The sequence below is a fragment of the Marinomonas vaga genome, from assembly GCF_055388305.1.
On record NZ_AP043903.1, the window covers coordinates 2,354,381 to 2,375,374 of the forward strand.

General features: G+C 46.1%; 16 protein-coding genes. 10 read left to right on the plus strand and 6 right to left on the minus strand.

From position 1 onward, the window contains the following. The first annotated feature begins 37 nt into the window (after positions 1–37). From ACZ5DR_RS11070 to ACZ5DR_RS11090, 5 genes are read left to right on the plus strand one after another with little or no spacing between them, the layout of a single operon-like run. Positions 38–1,288 (plus strand): DUF5610 domain-containing protein, encoded by a 1,251-nt coding sequence (locus ACZ5DR_RS11070; protein WP_377369304.1) that lies wholly within the window; start codon positions 38–40, stop codon positions 1,286–1,288. Between the two features lie 56 nt (positions 1,289–1,344). Continuing rightward, entirely contained in the window at positions 1,345–1,854 is a 510-nt protein-coding gene (locus ACZ5DR_RS11075; RefSeq protein WP_377369306.1) for a GspH/FimT family protein, read from the plus strand. Further along, the gene (locus ACZ5DR_RS11080; RefSeq protein ID WP_377369307.1) at positions 1,851–2,153 is read left to right on the plus strand and encodes a hypothetical protein; all 303 of its coding nucleotides are present in this window, start codon (positions 1,851–1,853) and stop codon (positions 2,151–2,153) included. The genes ACZ5DR_RS11075 and ACZ5DR_RS11080 overlap by 4 nt, the downstream gene beginning before the upstream one ends. Next, positions 2,150–3,037 carry a hypothetical protein gene (locus tag ACZ5DR_RS11085; RefSeq protein ID WP_377369309.1) on the plus strand — a complete coding sequence of 296 codons (888 nt, stop codon included), beginning with the start codon at positions 2,150–2,152 and terminating at the stop codon, positions 3,035–3,037. Before ACZ5DR_RS11080 ends, ACZ5DR_RS11085 begins: the two co-directional genes overlap by 4 nt. Further along, complete coding sequence (locus tag ACZ5DR_RS11090) at positions 3,034–3,444, plus strand: hypothetical protein (protein WP_377369311.1); 411 nt, start codon at positions 3,034–3,036, stop codon at positions 3,442–3,444. The genes ACZ5DR_RS11085 and ACZ5DR_RS11090 overlap by 4 nt, the downstream gene beginning before the upstream one ends. Here the strand turns inward: ACZ5DR_RS11090 and ACZ5DR_RS11095 are convergent. Next, a complete protein-coding gene (locus ACZ5DR_RS11095) occupies positions 3,441–3,683 on the minus strand; it encodes a PP0621 family protein (protein WP_377369313.1) in 243 nt (80 codons plus the stop codon). The genes ACZ5DR_RS11090 and ACZ5DR_RS11095 overlap by 4 nt on opposite strands. A 76-nt stretch (positions 3,684–3,759) precedes the next feature. Between ACZ5DR_RS11095 and ACZ5DR_RS11100 the strand changes: the two genes are divergently transcribed. Further along, on the plus strand, positions 3,760–5,397 hold the full coding sequence (locus ACZ5DR_RS11100) for an NAD+ synthase (RefSeq protein ID WP_377369315.1): 1,638 nt from the start codon (positions 3,760–3,762) through the stop codon (positions 5,395–5,397). Between the two features lie 69 nt (positions 5,398–5,466). Here ACZ5DR_RS11100 and dapA read toward each other — a convergent pair whose 3' ends face one another. Further along, entirely contained in the window at positions 5,467–6,339 is an 873-nt protein-coding gene (gene dapA, locus ACZ5DR_RS11105) for a 4-hydroxy-tetrahydrodipicolinate synthase (RefSeq protein WP_377369317.1), read from the minus strand. 340 nt (positions 6,340–6,679) lie between these two features. On the opposite strand from dapA, the gene ACZ5DR_RS11110 reads away from it, so the two are divergent. Further along, on the plus strand, positions 6,680–9,283 hold the full coding sequence (locus tag ACZ5DR_RS11110) for a sensor domain-containing protein (protein WP_377369319.1): 2,604 nt from the start codon (positions 6,680–6,682) through the stop codon (positions 9,281–9,283). 79 nt (positions 9,284–9,362) lie between these two features. Here ACZ5DR_RS11110 and ACZ5DR_RS11115 read toward each other — a convergent pair whose 3' ends face one another. Beyond that, the gene (locus ACZ5DR_RS11115) at positions 9,363–11,975 is read right to left on the minus strand and encodes a cyclic nucleotide-binding domain-containing protein (protein ID WP_377369321.1); all 2,613 of its coding nucleotides are present in this window, start codon (positions 11,973–11,975) and stop codon (positions 9,363–9,365) included. Between the two features lie 509 nt (positions 11,976–12,484). Between ACZ5DR_RS11115 and ACZ5DR_RS11120 the strand changes: the two genes are divergently transcribed. From ACZ5DR_RS11120 to ACZ5DR_RS11130, 3 genes are read left to right on the plus strand one after another with little or no spacing between them, the layout of a single operon-like run. Continuing rightward, positions 12,485–14,407, plus strand: a complete 1,923-nt coding sequence (locus tag ACZ5DR_RS11120; RefSeq protein ID WP_377369323.1) for a PrkA family serine protein kinase — start codon at positions 12,485–12,487, stop codon at positions 14,405–14,407. A 49-nt stretch (positions 14,408–14,456) separates the two neighbouring features. Beyond that, positions 14,457–15,749 (plus strand): YeaH/YhbH family protein, encoded by a 1,293-nt coding sequence (locus tag ACZ5DR_RS11125; RefSeq protein WP_377369325.1) that lies wholly within the window; start codon positions 14,457–14,459, stop codon positions 15,747–15,749. Then, complete coding sequence (locus ACZ5DR_RS11130; protein ID WP_377369327.1) at positions 15,730–17,256, plus strand: SpoVR family protein; 1,527 nt, start codon at positions 15,730–15,732, stop codon at positions 17,254–17,256. Before ACZ5DR_RS11125 ends, ACZ5DR_RS11130 begins: the two co-directional genes overlap by 20 nt. 36 nt (positions 17,257–17,292) lie before the next feature. Here ACZ5DR_RS11130 and ACZ5DR_RS11135 read toward each other — a convergent pair whose 3' ends face one another. From ACZ5DR_RS11135 to ACZ5DR_RS11145, 3 genes are all read right to left on the minus strand, one after another. After that, positions 17,293–19,305, minus strand: a complete 2,013-nt coding sequence (locus ACZ5DR_RS11135) for a methyl-accepting chemotaxis protein (protein WP_452600468.1) — start codon at positions 19,303–19,305, stop codon at positions 17,293–17,295. Between the two features lie 125 nt (positions 19,306–19,430). After that, positions 19,431–20,456, minus strand: coding sequence for a DNA polymerase III subunit delta (gene holA, locus ACZ5DR_RS11140; protein ID WP_377369329.1), 1,026 nt, complete (start codon positions 20,454–20,456; stop codon positions 19,431–19,433). Continuing rightward, the gene (locus tag ACZ5DR_RS11145; RefSeq protein WP_377369331.1) at positions 20,456–20,965 is read right to left on the minus strand and encodes an LPS-assembly lipoprotein LptE; all 510 of its coding nucleotides are present in this window, start codon (positions 20,963–20,965) and stop codon (positions 20,456–20,458) included. Before ACZ5DR_RS11145 ends, holA begins: the two co-directional genes overlap by 1 nt. Between the last annotated feature and the right edge of the window lie 29 nt (positions 20,966–20,994).

The window sequence follows — 20,994 nt, forward strand, 5'->3', positions numbered from 1 at the left end:
AGTATACAAAATTGGGGTTTTAGCGCTCGGAGGGGATATGTCGGATTCATTGAAAGGTTTAGGCGATTTAGCGTCGACCTATCTGTCGCAAGGAAGGGCGGCAGACAGTCAGGCGAGTCAAAAGGCTGTAAAGTCATGGGGTAGCGACGGCTATAGCCCGTCAACGGGCGTGTCTCGTAGCATGAGTATTTTACAGAAGAGTGTGACAACGCAGGTTCAGTATACGTTTAGTGCTAATGCAGAAACAGGGACGACCCAGTCTTCAAATTCTACCTCCGCTAAAAATGACTACTCCCCTGAAAACGTTGCCCAGCGCATCTTGTCTCACGTAGGTAATTATTTAGAGAACCTACAGGAGAATGGTGCGGACTCCGAACGTTTATCTGAGGTACTAGAGACTGCCAAATCAGCTGTACAGAAGGGCGTCGAGGATGCAACCGAGAAACTCAAAGCACTAGGGTGGCTAAATGACCCAGTGGAGCAAGGTATTAGCGAGACTGAGACGCTGGTTGCAGACGGTTTCGATGCCTTAGAAAAACTGTTTTTAGACAGTGATACACAAGTCGAAGCTGCTCAATTGACAGCAGTCAGCAGTCAATCCTACACCCGCGAAGATTCGTCTCAGTTTGAGATTAAGACTCGAGAAGGGGACATCGTCAGCTTTAACCTGTACGCACTACAGTCTAATGGCTCTGGGCAAGCGATCAGTGTTAGTGATGATGACGTGAACTATGTTCGCTATGAAAGTCAGACTCAAGAGTTTGCATTTGATTTTTCCGTAGAGGGAGATCTTAATGAAACGGAATTAGCCGCCATTAAAGAAATGATGGCCTCAGCGGGTTCTGTTTCAGACATGTTTTTTAGTGGTGATGTAGCCGGTGCAATACAGAAAAGTTTTGATATGGGATTCGATGCTTCCACTTTAGCTTCGTTTTCGATGACACTGAGTACATCTCAGACGGCTAAATCGTCTCAAGCGGTGTCTGCATACGGTCAAAACTCAGGCATGCGTTCCGTGCAAGAGCCTTTAGTTGCCTACCGTGATGCTCTGGAATCCTTTGCTGAGAAGACGGCTGAAATTTTTGAAGATTTTCGCGATGCGGCTACGACGGCATTGGATGCCATTATGGCCATGCGCGAAGAACAGGCCTCTAAACTTGATAGCATGGATGAAATGTATCAATATCAACGAGAGATGATCGCCCGAATCACGGATTTGATCGCTTCCCAATCAGAGGCTGTTTCAGATACAGAGTCTTCAGAACCCATGAGTTCTGAACCAGCCTAGTAGGTGTTAACGCCCTGACAGGATGTTAGGGCGTCGTAAGACATAAGGAATGTGTCATGCAACGCTCCAAACAGGGCTTTACGCTTATGGAGGTGCTGGTGGTGGTGACTGTGTTGTCGCTTCTAGCATTGTCCGGCCTTTCAAAAACTCTTTACGATTATTATGCGTCTTGGCGTCAACGCGAAGTGCTGCATGATCAAGCTTTGGCCTTGATTAGCCTCATTGATCGAGCCCGTTCTCAAGCCATTCACTCTGGTCGCCCAGTGTATTTGTGTGGTGGGGAATCATGCGATGGAGGCTGGTCTAATTATGTCTATCTTTCTCCTGAGCGTTCCTCCAGCGCTGCTTATGTAGGTGGTATCTTTCTCCCGTCGGTCACGATTATTTGGCGTGGTTTCCCCGTTTACCGCAGATACATTGTATTTCTGCCAACAGGCTTATCTGCCTATCAAAATGGCTCATTTTATCTGTGTTCCAAGGGGGATCCGGCCCTAAGAATTGTGGTGAGTCAAAGCGGCCGAGCATACTTGGACCCTGATGTGTACTACTCGGAGGCTTGCCGATGAGTGGTTATAAGAGTGCCCGTCGAAGCTCAGGTTGGGTTATGTTGGAGGTGTTGTTATCGGTTTCTATTTTGGCTGTGGTAATGTCTGTTTACCAAGACAGCCGAGCGACCGTGAATCAGCGTTTAATTGCGCTAAAACAAAGCCACGACCTGGAACGACGAGAGCGTTTTCAGCAGCAAGTTAATCTACTGTTCGATATCCATTTACCCATGGAAGGAGAGTCGGCCCTAGGCCCAAGCTGCCAGTATTGCCGCGGGGCTGAGCTTAAACGCATATTGCAAAATGGTCTCTACCAATGACTCCTTCTAGAGTGCGGGGCTTTCTCATGGTGGAGGTGCTAGTGGGGCTCGCTTTGATAGCTGTTGTCTTTGGGACTCTCATTCCTCTGACTCGCGTTTTGTCTGATAGTGGCAAAACACAGGAATCTCTATTAGCCAATATGGCACTCCAGCGGGGCGTAGAGGATCAATTTTATGCCCAATGGCAGAGATTAGGCAGGTTTGGATGCTCTGATGACGGTCGCACCATCGAAATTGGTAGTAGCTTTAATCGACCAAAAGGGATTGCTGAATCCTCTTTCGAGCATCAGTCAGATTGGCTTAGGGGGGCAGATGTTGGCTCATGTGCTGCTTATGGCCAGCTAGAAGGGGATAAGCTCTCAGTTAGGTTGCCTTGTGATGGCATTAGCATTGGCCAAAGGCTGCAGGTGAGTGCTTGTTCGGGAAGCCAGCAAGCAACTGTTTTAGCGCAGGCCGATGGGGCATTTGTTGCGTCAATTAAAGGGAACCAGCAGGGGTTAAATAACACTGTGCTGGTTGGTACTTTGTCGGATTTTTATTGGTATCTTGCAAAGGGAAAACTTGAGCAAAATGCCCTTTGGCGCAAGCCTGAACGAGGGGGCAATGGGATTGAGCTCTTCCCCAATTTGCACGCTATGCGTATTTACCCAATATTAGATCGAGACCAAGATGGTCGATCGGATGAAATTGTTACCCGCTATGGTATTTATCCGGTATCAGAGATGATGGGGCTTTTGATTGAGTACCTGATTCAACTGCCTGAGTGTCAAATGAAACCAAGCTCAGAACAGACCCATCGAACATTGCGTGGTGACACTTGGCGCTTCGATGAATCCTGTCGCTCAGTTGGAAGCCTCATTGTACCTATGGGTGGTGTCTTGTGAGATTACGGCAGATGCGTGGCTGGGTGTCCTTGCCAGTGCTTCTGATTATTGCGGCAATCACATGGCAACTTCATCATCAAAGTCAGTCATTAACTCGAGAATCTATTTGGTTGAAACAGCGTCAGCTGGATGGGGGAAACAGTCAATGGCATGAAGTTCTTCAAGCCCTTGAATCAAGGCTTTCAATGGGGCAGGCTAGCATGAGTGCCTGCGTAGACTTTTGTTCCTTGAATGAATCTTCTTGGCAATCATTGGACCTTAATCGGCAAACCACCGTCTTTTATCAAGCGCACCAACACTCTAAATTGCCAGTTGAGCGTTGGTGTGCATCATTAGATAGGGTGACGGCTCGTTGTTGGTGGCGTCAGCAACAACGCACCAGTTGGAGCCATTTGTCAGTGATTTAACGGCTAGCTTCTTGTTTATGTTCGATGCAGCAGAAAGGGGTTTGGTGTTGGTCATAAATGGCATGGCTGGTTGGCACAAAGGTTCCGCAATGGGCACATTTGACCATGGCTTCTTCCTGAGTGTCCTTGTTCTTTTTGGCGGGAGTCTTATTCTTTCCCGCAATTGCTTTGGTGAATTGGCGATAAACTATCCAGCAAATAGCAAAAACCAACACAAAAAATAACAAACGTACGATCATGCCCTTTACCTTAGTTATGTAATTCCACGACAATAAAGCCCATATCATCTAACAGAGCTTTCGAGATAGCAACGAAATGACCATACGAGTAGCCATGGCCCAACTAGACATGCTAGTGGGCGATATCAAGAACAATACGGAATCTGTGATTGAGCAGTCTATAAAGGCAAGAGACGAGCAAAAAGCAGATGTGATCGTTTTCCCTGAATTAACTTTGACTGGCTACCCGCCGGAAGATCTCCTATTGCGTCCCAGTCTGGCCACTCGAATTGAATCAGCAATTAGTGACATCTTAGGCCGGGTAGATGACATTTATGTTGTGGTGGGTTACCCAAGAGTCATAGATGGGGAGCTATTTAACTGTGCTGGTGTGTTTTATCAAGGAGATATCCTAGGAGAATACGCCAAGCAGAAGCTGCCTAACTTCCAAGTGTTTGATGACAAACGCTACTTCAACGAAGGTCAGACCGCCTGTATCGTCGATATCAAGGGAGCCAAAGTTGGCTTAAGTATCTGTGAAGATATTTGGCATCCAGAGCCTATTGCCCAAGCGAAAGACGCGGGTGCTGAGTTGATCTTGAACTTGAATGCCTCCCCATTCCATATTGAAAAAATGGGCGTTCGTGAGCGTTTGCTACAACTACGGGCCAGTGAAAATGGTTTGCCAATTGTTTATGTGAACTACATGGGCGCTCAAGATGAATTGGTCTACGAAGGTGGTTCATTTGTGGTGGACGCTAAAGGCGTTAAAGTTCGCCAAGCCCCTTGGTACGAAAAAGGCCTATATACGGTGGATTTCACTGTGGCTGAAGATCGTGAGCATCGGGTGGCCCCTATGCCTGGAGAGATTTCTCCGGCGATGGAAGTTGAGGCAAGCGTTTACCAAGCCATGGTCACAGGACTACGGGACTACATTGAGAAAAACCGTTTCAAAGGCATTGTGTTGGGGTTAAGTGGTGGCATTGATTCGGCTTTGTCTTTGGCTGTGGCTGTTGATGCGATTGGTGCGGATCGTGTTCAAGCGGTGATGATGCCTTATACCTACACTTCCTCAATGAGCCTAGAGGATGCTGAAGAAGAAGCCAAATTGCTGGGGGTTGAATACAGTGTATTGCCTATTGAACCTATGGTGACGGCTTTTATGAACACCCTTGCCCCTGAATTTGAAGGGTATGGTCGAGATACCACTGAAGAGAACTTACAAGCCCGTACTCGTGGTGTGACCTTGATGGCAATCTCTAATAAAAAAGGCTACATGGTACTGACCACAGGTAATAAGAGTGAGATGGCTGTTGGCTATGCCACCTTATATGGCGACATGGTAGGTGGTTATTCGGTACTTAAAGATGTGTTTAAAACCCTTGTTTTCCGCTTGAGTTGGTACCGTAATACCCTAGGTTATGTGATTCCTGAGCGTGTTATTACCCGTCCGCCAAGTGCTGAGTTAGCCCCTGATCAGGTAGATGAGGATTCGTTACCTAGTTATGAGGTTCTGGATCAGATCTTACGCATGTATATCGAACAGGATATGAGCGCAGAGGCTATTCTAGGGAGTAACCAGTTTGATCGTGAGACTGTGTACCGTGTGTTACGTCTAGTGGACTTGAATGAATACAAGCGACGTCAAGCGCCAACGGGTGTGCGCATTACGGAACGAGGCTTTGGTAGAGATCGTCGTTACCCTATGACAAATGGCTGGCACATCGGTGAATAACCACTGAAGAGTGTTGATTATTGATCACAATTAAAAAGGCAGCCTAGGCTGCCTTTTTAATTTGGTGAGTTAGATTAACTCCAAGGATTCCATCGCGGCACGAATCGCGGCTTTGGTGCTGTCTTCCAATGGCATCATAGGTAGGCGGCATTCTTCCGAACACAAACCAAGGAGAGACATAGCGTATTTTGCGCCGGTCGGGTTTGGCTCGATAAATAGCGCTGAATGCAAGGCGAAAAGCTTGTCTTGAAGTAGTGCGGCCTCGGTGAACTTTCCTTCACGGCACAGCCTATGTAGCTCAACAACTTGGCGTGGGGCAACGTTTGCTGAAACAGAAATACAGCCATTGCCGCCGCCAACATTGTAGGCAACGCTAGAGACATCGTCGCCACTTAGGAAGCTAAAAGGTTTGTTAATCAAGGCCCGCTCGCGAATGGGGCGAGTAAGGTCCCCCGTCGCATCTTTTACGCCAACGATACGTGGCAGCTTGGCAAGCTCAGCTAGGGTGGCAACATCGACACCCACCACAGCACGTGGGGGAATATTGTAAACAACGATAGGTAGATCAGTATTGTCGTGCACATGTTTAAAATGTGCGTAGATGCCCCGTTGGTTTGGGCGGTTGTAATAGCCAGCCACATGAAGAGTGGCATCCGCTCCGGCTTCGGAAGCATAGCGCGCGTATTCAACGGCTTCGATTGGGTTATTGGAGCCCGCTCCGGCGATCACAGGAACAGCCTTATTAACCTCTTCAACCGTAATCTCGATCACTCGTTTGTGCTCGGCTGCACTGAGTGTTGGCGTTTCGCCAGTGGTTCCGACCGGTACTAAGCCATCAATGCCAGAGTCGACTTGCCAGCGTACGATTTTACGTAGGGCATCTTCATCCAGTTGGTTGTCGCGAAAGGGTGTAATAAGTGCAGTGATCGCGCCGTGAAACATACTGTTACCTCTGTTTGGTTGTTGACAGCATGTAGGCTTTGAGGAGGTCCCGAGTCAGCATACATGCTGTCGGGAATTAAAAGTTACATCCGCACGCCAGCATCGTAAAGTTTCTTAACCTTACGTTTATCGCCGTTGCGTTTTAAAGAAGTAACTAGAGACATTAAAAAATTCTTTGAAAGTTTGTTAATACACTGATGCTGACGTTTTTTTATTACGGAGTCAATCAATAAAACTATAAAAAGAGTGGAATAACATTAGAATTTCCAATTGAAATTAATTAGCATAAATGCGCCCGAATGCGTCTTGCTCGGGATTCCGCCAGCTGTTTGAGGGGATAATGCATAAAAAATTAGAAGAATTACTGCATAAGTTCTTTCCAGAGCACAGTGATCAAGACAACTTTTACGATTTTATTCAAGCGCTCGATACTCTTATTAGTGAAAAAGATGATGAGATTGTATTGTTAGAGCGTTCCGTAGATCTTGCTTCTGATGTCTTACAGGAGCGCGAAAGTTTTGCAATCTCTCACCTAGAATTATTTGAAGCGACTTTCTTTTCTGCTTCTGAAGCGTTAGTGCTGGTGGACTTTGAAAAAAATGCATTAGTCTTTAATGATGCATTTGGAGACCTTTGGCAGCTTCCTGACTCATTAGGCGGGGAGATTTCAATGTCTGGTTTTTTAGACATCTTTGGTACCTTTCTTGAAAACCCTGAGAATTTCCTACAGTTTCTTCAGCGAAGTCACGCACAAACTGAGGCTTTTTCCGGCGAGTTGCTGCTGAATGATGGTCGCTGGATTCGTTACAATGTGCGCCCTCGAAAACGTCATGGAAAACTAATCGGCCGTCTTTGGAGTCTGTTAGACATTACTGAAGAACGTCGCACTCGCCATTCTATCGAAGCCATTCAAAGTGAGTTGAGTAGTGCTCATGAGATGGCGAAAATGGGGGCTTGGCAATTTAATTTGGATGCCTCTGACTTTACCTTATCCCCTGAGTTGCTTGCACTCATAGGTCTGTCTGAGCAGGGTGCCCAATGGTCGTTTGATAAAGTGATGGCTTGGGTTGCGGTGGAGCACCGTGGAGATCTTATTAAACAGTTTTCAAAATGCCGTGCTCGGGGGACCACTATCACAGCCGAGTTGCAGTTGTATGTGAATGGGGAAAGTTACCATGTGATTTTACGTGGTGGGTTAGAGGTGGCCTCCCATGGGGAGCCAGATCGGATCGTTGGGGTACTGCAAGACATTTCAGACCTGCGAACCTCAGAGCACCTTGTGAAAGTGTCGTCTCACTTTTTCCAGTCATCCATGCAGGGAAATGTTTTGATGGATCGGCTGCGAAATATTATTGATTTTAACGAAGTGGCCAGTGATATCTTTAAACTGAGTATGGATGAATTTCCTCAGGGGATTAATGACCGGTTAAAGACGGCATGGACGCAAGATATGTCCATTAATGAAATTTGGCGTTATGTGGTTGAACATAATCATTGGGCTGGAGAAGTCTATTTTACTGCCCCTGCAATGCTTGAAAAAACCCTTTGGTTGTCTCTAGAAGCCTTACGAGATGATCAAGGCCGGATCACTAACTTCATCGCCATTTTTAATGACATTACTGAATCAAAAAATGCACAAGAAAAGCTTCATAGAATGGCTTATTTTGATTCCCAAACGGCCTTACCAAACCGTTTTCAATTCGAGCAGTTTCTTTCCCAAAAGTTATCTTCCCGAGCGATTCGTCGCAATCCACTGACCTTGTACTATTTGGACTTAGACCGATTTAAATTCGTTAATGATTCCCTAGGCCACCACGCTGGGGATCGCTTGCTTTACTTAGTCGGGGAGCGTTTAAAAGAGGTGGTGCCTCAAGCAGCTCTCATTGCCCGCCAGGGGGGCGATGAGTTTGTGGTGCTTTGGGTGGGTGTATTGTCTGATGAAGAGAAAGCGGCAATAGGTCAGGCCATTATTGACGGGTTATCCCGTGTATTTTCAGTCTTGAATACACAGGTTTATATCGGTGCCAGCATGGGGATTGTAAGTTTACCTTCTGATGCGGTCGATTTAGTCAGCGCCATGCGCTATGCGGATATTTCTCTCTATGAAGCGAAAAAATCAGGCAAGGGGTGTTTTGTATTTTGGCATCGCCAGTTTTTAGAAAATGCTACCCCGGAACGAATCCAAATTGAATCGGATTTACGTGATGCAATTACCAAGAACCAGTTGCTGGTGCATTACCAGCCGAAGGTGGAGTCTGATTCGGGCAAGGTGACTGGATTAGAAGCCTTAGTGCGCTGGCAACACCCTCGCTTGGGTTTAATTTATCCTGATCGTTTCATCTCCATTGCGGAAGAGTCTAATGTGATATTGGAGCTGGATCGCTGGGTGGTGAATTCCGTAGCGAAACAGCAGCAAACTTGGAAGGATATGGGGCTCCCCTTGTTGCCCATCTCTGTGAATATCTCTGCCGCCCATGTGACTCGTATGGAGCTAGTTAATGTGTTTGAGGACGTGTTAGGTCGCTATCCGTTTTTAGCCAATTGCATCGATATAGAGCTCACTGAAACTGCGATTATGGCGGACCCAGATAAGGCCACTGAAGTGCTCAATAAGTTGCTAAAAATGGGGGTTAAAGCGTCAGTCGATGATTTTGGTTCGGGTTATACCTCTCTTGGCTATTTGAAAAAATTGAATGCCAATACTCTAAAGATTGACCGAAGCTTTATCGATGGCATCACCGCGGATGACTATGACCGAGATGTGGCCCGTGCCATTATCGCGCTAGCCACAAGTCTATCTATGGATGTGGTGGCAGAAGGGGTTGAAACAAAAGAGCAGTGGGAGCTGTTGCGCTCTTTTGGTTGTAAGTATTTGCAGGGTTACTTCTTTGCCCGTCCATGTTCTGCCCAGGACATTGTTAAGCACTTTCTGCTGCCCCAGTAACGGACTGCTAACTAAAAGAACTGCTGGTTGAAATGAAAAAGGGCTTGGTGCGTCACACCAAGCCCTTTTGTGTTTTAGGTCAGAAAATGTTTTTAGTCTGATCCTTTAAGGCTTTACTCCATGCCTGATAGCCTTTGTCGTTAAGATGCAATCGGTCACTTTCAAACAACTTCTCGTTAATTGTCCCATCAGTGTTCAACAATAACGCATTGGTATCGATGAAATATGTGTTCGGACGAGTCTTAGCTAACTGCTTGAGCATCTTATTCGTGCTGTCCAATGTGGCACTGATGTCGGAACGAGCAGGGCTCACTTTGACACCTAAAATGGCCACTGGCGTGCCCGGTAGATGGCGATCTACTTTCTCTAGCAAGCTCACGTACATATCAATGACTTTATTGCTGTTGTGTTTATTGCTGATGTCGTTGTCACCAGCATAAAGTACTAAGGCTTTTGGTGCCCGTGGTAACACAATGCGCTCGAAGTAATACACGCAAGCTTCGATGGTGGCACCACTGAAACCTAAATTAATCGCTGAGTGGCTGCCAAATGTCGGCTCAAAGTCATTCCAAAGCTTGATGGTTGAGCTGCCATAAAATGCCACAGGGGGCTCTTTATAGAGCTTGTGAGCAAGGCGGAATTCTAACTCACGTACGTCTGATTCAAACTCGATATCCAGCTGGTTCACGCTTAGAACATTGGACTTACAGCCATTTTGGCCGCTGAGTATGGGGTATTTTTTCACTTCTTTAGCAAGATCTTCTGCTTCTTGTACCGCTTCTCTAAACTCAGCTTGATAAGATTTTAAGAAAGCATTCAATGCTTCGGAGTCGTTGACGTCCACCCGGTCAGAAATACGAAACGCTGGCTTGATGACCACGCTGTAGATGTTGTGATCAGCTCGTTTATCAAAGTTGGCAACGGCAATTGGCACGATCCATGGCTCTTGCTCAGTACCAAAGGATCCCGCTAACTCAAATACGTAAGGCAGTAACTCCCCTGGGGATTCCTGAGTAGCAAAGCTTTTGCCTTCCGGCGAAATTAATAGGGGCGTGTTATTACTAAGCGTTGCCTGACTTTCAGAAAGAAACTTATCGTAGCTTTCTGTGCCTTTCGTGAGAGAGTCCCAGCTGTCCACAAAGATATTGCCAAAGCGCTCATAGTAATCATCGCGCCAGTATTCATGCTGTTTGCTACGGCGCACAACGCGCTGGGCAGATACGCCATATTGCTTAGAGATGATCATGGAGCTGATGAACTGGGCATCTAAGGAGTAGCGGAAGCCATTTGCTAGCTGTGTGGCATGGGAGCCTAGTAGGTGATTATAAATAAACAGACTGCCTTGTTTCTTAGGTAGGTTTTCCAAGCCTTTGATCACATAAGGCACTTGAGCAAAGGCTTGTTTAAATTGTTCCGTTCCTAAGCGGCGCACATCCATAGCATTTGCATCAGGGGACATGGTGTTAACCATATCGTAAATGCTAGCCAGCTTACGATAGAAAGCATTCTCCCGTTGTAGGTCTTTAAGAATATCTAGACTCATACCTGCCACCGTACGCTCGATACGGGAGCCAAAGTGCAGGCAACGGTACAAGACACCAAAGGCCTCATCTGTGGTGACGGCATTTTTTAATAAATTACCCACCTTGTAGAGCGGTGAGCTGACGGGCAACACCGCAGCGCTTTGCTCGATCATGCTGTTTACCGCAAGTACTTCATCGCCAGCTATTTGTGATAGATAGCGCATGCGGGCAGACACTAAATGAGTGCCGATTAGCCAAATGAGACGGTACCAATACTTGATGGCCAATTTTGGCATCTGCTCAAAGACACTGAGTAAGTCGTCCCGTTTTATGAAAAGAACCGTAGTGTCTCGAGATGAAATAATCGTGGCACGATTACGCTGGCTGTCATCGGAAGTACACCAAGCCAGTACAGTGCCTTCCCGAGCAATGGTTCGGGTCGTAATGATGTCACCAGATTCAGTTTGGTAACTCACAATAGCCTTACCTTTTACAAGGAAGTACAAGCCATCTTCTTGCTGATCTTGCTGAGAAAGAATGTCACCTTGGTGAGCTAATAGGATAGAGGCATGTTTAGCTAATGCGTGAATTTCAGTTTGGGTGAAACCATCAAAAAAGGCCGTATTGGATAAAAAGGCGCTGGAGTCTTTTATGGTTTGGTTTTGTAATTCTGGATTAATCAGTGGACGTGTTTCGTCAAATGCCAGCGACTCGTTGGCAAAAAATGGACGGGTCAAGTTTTGAATGCCGGTTAATACGGGCAAAGACTCCCGGTAAACAAAAGACAGGAATGCATTGGCAAACTCTGTCTCAGTATCTAAAAGCTTTTGTAACTCCACAATGGGCCAATAAATCAACTCTGACGACTTAGTGGCTTGGAAACTGGTGGCATAACGGGATGGATGGCGAAAGGCAGACCAGCCTACCGGGGCAAGTTTTTGGTTTAGCAAACCAACGTGATAAGACTTGCCTGAGTCCTGTAAAGGAATAGAGATGGATATTTCACCCGACATAATAAAATAGAGATGGGTGCCCACTTCGAATTGTCGTGCAAGCACCTCGCCGGCGCTAAGTGTTTTAATTTGGGCCAGTTCTGTGAGGGTCTTTATAACGTTGTCAGAAGCGTCCTGAATAAAAGGGAAAGCGCTTACGTGTTTTGATAAATCCATTAGGCCACCTTAATCACGAGGTATGAGGTTATCGCAGTGAAGCGTGGCAACGCAAAGTTGAGATGGCACGGCTTTGTTATTACTGCGTAACGGAATATAGACACAATTTGCGTCCAAAGAAGAACCATTTGTTTCGTTAAATTACTACAAAATCCTAGTGTTGTGAAAGTACTAGCAAGGATTGTCTCCTGTTAGTTCATTGTCTATAGAAGCAAAAATTGGGCTCAAAATCCCCCTACGCAACATAACTATGCAAATTAATATCCTTAATCTCAAAAAACAGCATTTGAAATGCTTAGTTTTCAGGTACTTAAACGACTATCACTTTGTTTTACCGAAAGTTTATAAATGTAAATGCGCCTATTTCTTCCTTGAGTAGTCCCTAGACTGTGCTACACCTAAAGTATCTTCGCCGATTATATGGTGCTCTTTTTTAGTGAGAGTTCGGTCGATTTCTGGGTAGCCGCTGCGTTTTGCGCGAGCCCAATGACATACAAGGGGATGCCGCGATGAGTATTTTTGATCATGTTCAGTCTCGTTTTGATGCTCAAAAAGAAGAAGAAATGTCACTCGACGAGTATTTGACCCTATGTAAATCCAATCCTGACGCATACGCCTCGGCGCCTGAGAGACTCCTCAAAGCTATAGGTGAGCCAGAGATTATTGATACTTCCAAGGACTCACGAAGCAGTCGGATCTTCTCAAACAAATTGATTAAGCGTTATCCAATATTTGAATATTTTTATGGCATGGAAGATTCCATTGAAAAAATCGTGGCCTTCCTGACCCATGCTGCCCAAGGCTTGGAAGAGTCTAAACAAGTACTGTATTTATTAGGGCCTGTGGGGGGCGGTAAATCCTCTTTGGCAGAAAAGCTTAAAGAGTTGATGCAGTCCGTGCCGTTTTACGCCATTAAAGGATCTCCTGTGTTTGAGTCACCGTTATCTTTATTTGATGTCAATGAAGATGGCGATATTCTCCAAGAAGAGTACGGTATCCCTAAGCGTTACTTAAAAGGGGTCATGTCTCCTTGGGCCTCAAAACGCTTAAAAGAATATGGTGGGGACATACAACAGTTTCGTGTGGTGAAAGTGTACCCATCAGCGATCAAACAAATTGGTATTTCTAAAACCGAACCTGGCGATGAAAACAACCAAGATATTTCCGCCTTAGTAGGTAAGGTAGACATTCGTAAGTTGGAATTCTTTGAGCAAAACGATGCTGATGCTTACAGCTATTCTGGTGGTCTTTGCCGGGGTAACCGCGGGATCATGGAGTTTGTGGAAATGTTTAAAGCGCCTATTAAGGTGCTCCACCCATTATTGACGGCCACACAAGAAGGTAACTTTAACGGCACAGAAGGGCTAGGGAGCATTCCATTTGATGGCATTATCCTTGCCCACTCCAACGAATCTGAGTGGCAAGCATTTAAAAACAATAAAACCAACGAAGCCTTTATCGACCGGGTATACACGGTCAAAGTGCCTTATTGTCTTCGAGTGACAGAAGAGATGAGTATCTATCAGAAGCTGCTTGAACACTCTTCTCTTGATAAGGCTCCTTGTGCCCCTGACACCCTGAAAATGCTGGCTCAGTTTTCCGTATTGTCCCGTTTAAAAGAGCCTGAAAATTCCAGTGTGTTCTCAAAAATGCGCATTTATGACGGGGAATCTTTAAAAGACATAGACCCCAAAGCGAAGTCCCTACAAGAATATAAAGACGCTGCTGGCGTAAACGAAGGGATGGACGGCTTATCGACGCGCTTTGCCTTCAAAATCCTATCTCGAGTGTTTAACTTCGATCCCACAGAGGTGGCGGCCAACCCAGTCCACTTGATGTATGTACTGGAACAACAGATCGAGCAGGAGCAATTTGATCAAGATCGCCATGATAGATATTTGCGGGCCTTAAAAGAGTTTATCGCCCCTAGGTATGTGGAGTTCATTGGGAAAGAGATCCAAACCGCTTACCTAGAGTCTTATTCTGAATACGGTCAAAACATTTTTGATCGCTATGTCACCTACGCGGACTTCTGGATACAGGATCAGGAATATCGAGATCCAGAAACTGGGGACATTTTAAATCGTTCTTCCATCAACGATGAACTTGAGAAAATCGAGAAACCTGCAGGGATCAGTAATCCTAAAGACTTCCGTAATGAGGTGGTGAATTTTGTACTGCGGGCCCGTGCTAATAATGCTGGCCGCAACCCTAGCTGGCTCAGCTACGAGAAACTTCGAGTCGTGATTGAGCGCAAAATGTTCTCCAACACAGAGGACTTGTTGCCAGTCATCTCCTTCAGTGCCAAGTCTTCCAGTGAAGATCAGCGTAAACATAATGAGTTTGTGAAACGCATGGTGGAGCGTGGCTATACTGAAAAACAAGTACGCTTACTGTCTGAGTGGTACTTGCGTGTGCGTAAATCCCAATAGGTAGTTGTGAAGTTGTTGCCTAAAAACGGTCGAGAAAGGAGGTGCAAGCATGTCTTACATAATTGATCGCCGCCTAAATGGGAAGCACAAAAGCAGCGTCAATCGTCAGCGATTTTTGCGTCGATATCGAGCGCATATCCGTAAAGCGGTTGAAGAGGCTGTCAATCAGCGCAGTATTCAGGATTTGGATCGAGGGGAACAAATTACCATCCCTAAGCGGGACATTCATGAACCCACCTTTGGCCACGGCCAAGGGGGGACTGGTTCTATCGTTCACCCGGGGAACAAAGAGTTTGCGCCTGGGGATCGAATTAATAAACCCCAAGGAGGCCAGGGTCAGGGCAGTGGTAGCGGTGATGCGTCTAATCAAGGGGAAGGGGAGGACGATTTTGTTTTCCAGATTTCCCAAGAAGAGTTTTTGGATTTTGTTTTTGAAGACTTAGCGCTTCCTAACCTTGTGCGTAAAGATCTAAAAGAGCTAAAAGAGTTCAGTTTAAAGCATGCTGGCGTGGTGTCTGAAGGGACGCCATCTAAGCTCAATATCGTACGCTCCATGCGCAATGCTTATGCTCGCCGCATGGTGATGAGCAGTGGCTCACGGAAAAAATTAGCGGAGGTTGAGGCGGAACGCGAGCAGTTAATTGAGGAGGCAAGTTCACCCGAGCAAAAAGCCCGATTGGTATGGTTGGATGAGCAAATACTTTTGTTGAAACAAAAGATCGAGCGTACACCGTTTTTAGACACCTACGATCTACGTTACAACCATCACGTTAAAGAACCTAAACCCAGTAGCAAAGCGGTAATGTTTTGCATCATGGACGTGTCTGGCTCCATGACCCAAGAAACCAAGAATGTCGCGAAGCGCTTCTTTATCTTGTTGTACTTATTTTTAAATCGTAATTACGAAAAAATCGATGTGGTGTTTATTCGCCACCACACCAGTGCCAAAGAAGTCACGGAAGAGGAGTTTTTCTATTCCCGAGAAACGGGGGGCACGATTGTTTCCAGTGCTTTGAAGCTGATGGATAAAATTGTCAAAGACCGCTACTCACCGGAGCAATGGAATATCTATGCGGCTCAGGCATCAGATGGGGACAACTGGGACGATGATTCTAAGATCTGTAAACAAATCTTAGAAGAAGACATTATTGATTTGGTGCAGTACTTCACCTATATCGAAATTACCCCTAGGGATCATCAAAGCTTGTGGCACGTCTACGAGCAAATACAGTCAGCTCACCCAAAAAGCTTTGCCATGCGGCATATCGTCGATGTGGGGGATATTTACCCAGTTTTCCGAGATTTATTCCAAAGGAGGCAGCATGAGTCGAGCAAACACTGATATGCCGAGCCAATTGTCTCAGGGGCCAGATTGGACATTCGATTTAATTGAGCAATACGATCAAGAAATTGGCAAAATTGCCGCGGAATTCGGCCTCGATACTTACCCCAACCAGATTGAAATCATTAGCTCAGAGCAGATGATGGATGCCTATGCCTCTGTTGGTATGCCTTTGGGTTATCACCACTGGTCCTATGGTAAGCAGTTTTTAGAAGTGGAGCAGAATTATAAACGTGGCCGTATGGGGTTGGCCTATGAAATTGTCATTAACTCTTCCCCATGTATTGCTTACTTAATGGAAGAGAACAATATGATGATGCAGGCTCTGGTGATCGCCCATGCCTGCTATGGTCATAATTCCTTTTTTAAAGGGAATTATCTGTTTAAAACCTGGACCGATGCCTCGGCGATTATCGACTACTTAGTGTTCGCCAAGAAGTATATTTTGGAGTGTGAAGAGAAATACGGCATCGAAGAAGTGGAGCTGACTCTGGACTCTTGCCATGCGCTGATGAACTTTGGTGTGGATCGCTATAAGCGTCCAGTGCCACTTTCTTTATCAGAAGAAAGGGCTCGCCAAGACGAGCGGGAGCAAGTTCTGCAGCAACAAGTGAACGATTTGTGGCGAACCATTCCGGTACTAGATAAAGCAGAAGAGAAAGAGAAGCGAGAGCGGGTCTTTCCAGCGGAGCCCCAAGAGAATTTACTTTATTTTCTTGAAAAAAATGCGCCCTTGCTAAAGCCATGGCAGCGAGAACTGATTCGAATCGTGCGTAAGATGGCTCAGTACTTTTACCCTCAGCGCCAGACTCAAGTCATGAACGAAGGATGGGCATCTTTTTGGCATTACACGCTCATGAACGAGCTGTATAACCGGCACAAAGTAGGAGAGGGCTTTATCCTCGAATTTCTTCAATCCCATACCAGTGTGGTGTACCAGCCTAGTTTTGACTCCCCTTATTATTCGGGGATTAACCCCTATGCGTTAGGGTTTGCAATTTACTCTGACATTAAGCGCATGTGTGAGTCCCCCACAGAAGAAGACGCCTATTGGTTTCCTGATGTGGTCGGCAAGCCTTGGCTTGAGGTGCTGGATTTCGCCATGCGGAATTTCAAGGACGAAAGCTTCATCCTGCAGTTTTTATCCCCGAAGGTGATGCGTGATTTCCGATTCTTTGGCATCGAAAATGATGTGTTGGATCCGTTTGTGGAAGTGAAGGAGATCCATAACGAAACAGGCTTTAAGGCCCTTCGTCAGCGTTTAGCGCAGCAGTATAACTTGAGTTATCGTGAGCCGAATATTCAGGTGCAAAAGGTGAATCTCTACGGGGATCGCAGTTTAATCTTGAAACATACCATGGATCAAGGTCGCCCTCTAAATGAAGATACTAAGGAAGTGATTAAGCACTTTAAACGTCTGTGGGGGTTTGATGTGATCTTGGAGTCATGGGACGGTGATACCTTATCCCAGAGTTATCGCTGTGATGACGAACAAGTGTCAGAATAAAACAAGGCCTCTTTAGAGGCCTTGTTAGTTATAGGGTCACTCTAAGTTATTGGTGGTTTTTAATCGCTCGATGACTGACACTTCATTGTCGATGGCTACAACCTTATGACTCATGCCTTGAATGGCATCAATGCTGTTTTGCACATCCTGGCTGGCCATGTTGGAGGTGTCCCTTAAGCTACTTACTTGATTTGATAAGATGGTGGTGCTTTCAAGCAGTTTCCCCATAAAGGCATCAATCTTCTCAATGCTTTTTTCAATTGAGGTAACGGAGCCAGCAACGGCATTAATGGTTTCACCGGTCTGATCTAGGCTCTGTTGGGTATTTTGGGAAAGTTGGCGTACCTCGTCGGCGACTACGGCAAACCCTCGACCCGCTTCTCCCGCTCGAGCTGCTTCAATGGCTGCGTTTAGAGCCAATAAATTCGTTTGATCTGCAATGCCTGAGATGACTTTTAAGATACTAAGGACACGTTCGGCATTTTCCTTAAGCTCTTTGACATTGTTGATCATTTCAATTCGATCGGATTCTTGAGCTTGAATAGCGTCACTAAAAGAAGAGAATTCCCCCGTCACCTCAGTAATGACATCCTGCGTCGATTGGGAGTAGCTTGTCACACGTTCAAAACTACCCGTTACTTCCTGCAGTAAAGGACGGTATTCGGATAGATGATGGATCAAGTCTGACTGTAGTTTGTTTAGCTGTCCCTTACTGTTTAGCTGAGTTAAAACAAAATATTCACGGAAATTAGCATAGTGAATAGGGAAGTTATCGACAAAGAAGTCGTGAAAGGATTCCCCAGGTTCATGTTTGAAAAAGAATAACCCCGTTAGGGTTTGGTTCATATGAATACCAAGGATTTCCCCAAAGGTAGAGTAACCGCCAGCTTTGATATCTTTAAAAGCTTTGATGTTATTCAGGTCTGTGGTGTTATTGACACGACGTAAAATACAGTCGTTTGCGATCATTGCCACAGGTTGACTAGGTTTATTGTGCATGAAGTCTTTGTAGGCTTGCTGGGTGCTTTGCACAAAATCTTTTGCTTTAACTAATATCAGTTCATCACCAAAATCCAAATCACAGAAGAAATGGATCAAGCCTGCCGTGGTGTCAATGGCTGCTACGGAACGGATGAACAATTCATCGCGAATGCTGACCGCAAAGGTATAACCAGATAGCTTGCCCTCTAGCTCGTTTGGGGCACAATGGAAATGTTCGCACAGAAGCTCAATTATGTTTACGATCTTGCCGCTCTTCTTGGAAATGACGGTGCTGACATTTCGGCGAAGGGCATCTGCCTCCGCGATCACAAAGGATTCTGATGTACGCTCGAAGTTATGGGTCTTTAAAATACCAAAACGTGTATCGGGCTTCATTTTAACAAAGGCTACAACCGCACAGTTATGGGCGACTTTAGTACCATCATGGACCAGAGCTTCCTTAAAATCGAAGGTTCCTCCTGCGGATCCCCCAATGAAATGACATGGAAAAAGGTCTGTGGCGTACATACCCTGCATAAAGAAGTTTTCTGAGGCAGATAAACCATCGATAAATGTCAGTGCGAAGGTATCATTAAAGTGGATCGGGAAGGGGAGTTGAATGTTGCGAAACTCTTGCTCAATAGCCCGGATGCGCTCTTCCTTGGTTAACTTAATATTGCCGCTGCGCATGTCTTCGCAGTGCAGAGGGATCGTGTGTATACAGACTTGTTCGAATAAGTCTGCACTGAAGCTTTGCAGTACGATATTGTCCCAAGTGTTGCTTGCTTCTTGATACAGGTTGGCTTGACAGCTGTTTAGCTCCCCGGCAGTCATAATTCCTATGACGTGATGACAGAAGGGGGTTGCTGCTTGGATCTGCTTCACCACGTTTTCAAAATCTAAATGAGGTGAAATGAAGGCTAGTATCAGCTGTGTGCCAGTGTGGCCGAAAGATAAGGGCAATAAGTTTTCTGAATTGATTTGAGCGGAGCTGACTTGTACAAGATGAGAATACTCGCGTACGTCAAAATGCTTTTCCGATAATATCGTTCTCTTAAACCAAGACATAGACGCATCCCTATATTTTTAATAATAGAAGAATGAGTGTAATTTTTAGCGGATAGTGAACCTAGGGGCTTTATGTAAACTTAGGTGGCTTTTTGATACGCGTCAATGTTTTGTAGGGAGCATAGTTATAGATCCAACTCCGTTGTAACAGGCTTTATACCGCAATACATCAGGGTGAGGTTGCGAAACCCTAGCTCGATATCTGGGCCGTCTAGCCCTTTGATGCTTTGATCCAGTAAGGCGACGTAACTTTGCATGTAGGCAATGGTTTGAGGGTTATGACGGCTAAAAGCACTTTCATAGATAGGGATACGTTTATCCCAAATGCGCAGCTGTTGGCAGGCTTGGCGGAGACCTTGAGTCTGGGCCAGTGCGCCGAGTTGATTAAGGGTGGCCAGCTCACGGTTGTATAGCCAAAGTAAGATACTGTCTTCCACGCCTTCTGCCCTTAACTGATGTAAGCAGTGCAGGGCTTCTTTCAATTTACCGGTGAGCAGTCTGTCGCTTAAATCATAAATGGAGTATCGACTGGAGTCGGTGACACTTTCAGTGATGGTTTGAGCATCCAGCTGGGCGCCTGGGCCATGACTCAAGGCGAGCTTTTCTAACTCTTGGGATAGGGCAAAAAGATTGCCTTCTCCACGCTCACACAGGATTGCAGCAGCGTCTCGGGACAAGTGTAAATTAAGGCCTTTGGCTCGCTGTTGTACCCAGGCAGGCAGTCTGGAGCTGTCAATTGGCCAAACTTGTATAAAGGTGCCTTGCTGCTCTAACGACTGAAACCACTTCGCTCGCTGGGTGCGGCTGTCGACCTTGGGCAGAGATAGAAGGATCACGTTGTCTGGTCCCAAATGCTCCGCCACTTGGGTAAGTGCCTTGGAGTGCTTTTCTCCGAGCTTGTCTATTTGAATATCGAATAGACGGCGGGAAGAGAACAGTGACAGGGCTTGTAGTTCGTTGATGACTTCTTGCCAATCAAATTGAGCGTCCGCCACAAAGCGTAGGCGCTCTTCAATGCCATGGTGGTGAGCAGCTTTACGGATGCTGTCTGCTGCTTCTTGACACAACAGCACCTCATCCCCAGAGATAATATAAATGGGAGACAGTTGTTTCTCTAAGGCGCTGTTGAGTTGATCCGGTCGAAGTTTCATTAAAGTGGTGCGTAGCTCAAGTCATAAACCAGCTCGTCCGCAAGTTGGCCGCCAGCATTTTCCATTTGCTGGGCGTTGTAGGCAGACTTAGTGCTTTCTTCTGCGTTCTGGTTACCCAAAATAATGGAGGTGCTAACATTGCGTGGACCGTAGAGGGCTTTGCCGTCTTTGTTCCGAATGAAGTAGGTAGCGCTGAGACGTCGTTCTACTTGGGTAACGTCATTGCTAGAGTCCCGAGCCAAAATTGTATCACTGGTGCTCAATGAGTTAACGCGCAATTCATAAGTGTCGGCTGTGGCATTGAGGGCATCCACTACCGAAATATCAGCCCGTGATAGGGCATTACGCAGGTCTCGTTCGAACGCTGGTGAGCCGGTCTCTAGATTTAAGGTCAGCTGCTGTAGTGCGGCAGGAATCGGTGCTTGGCCCCGTAAGTGAAAGCCACAGGCGGTTAAGAAAAACGCTAAGAATGGTACAGCGACCCAGAGGTTGGCACGACGTTGAAGCATAGTTAATCCATCAAAAGTAAAAGGGGATG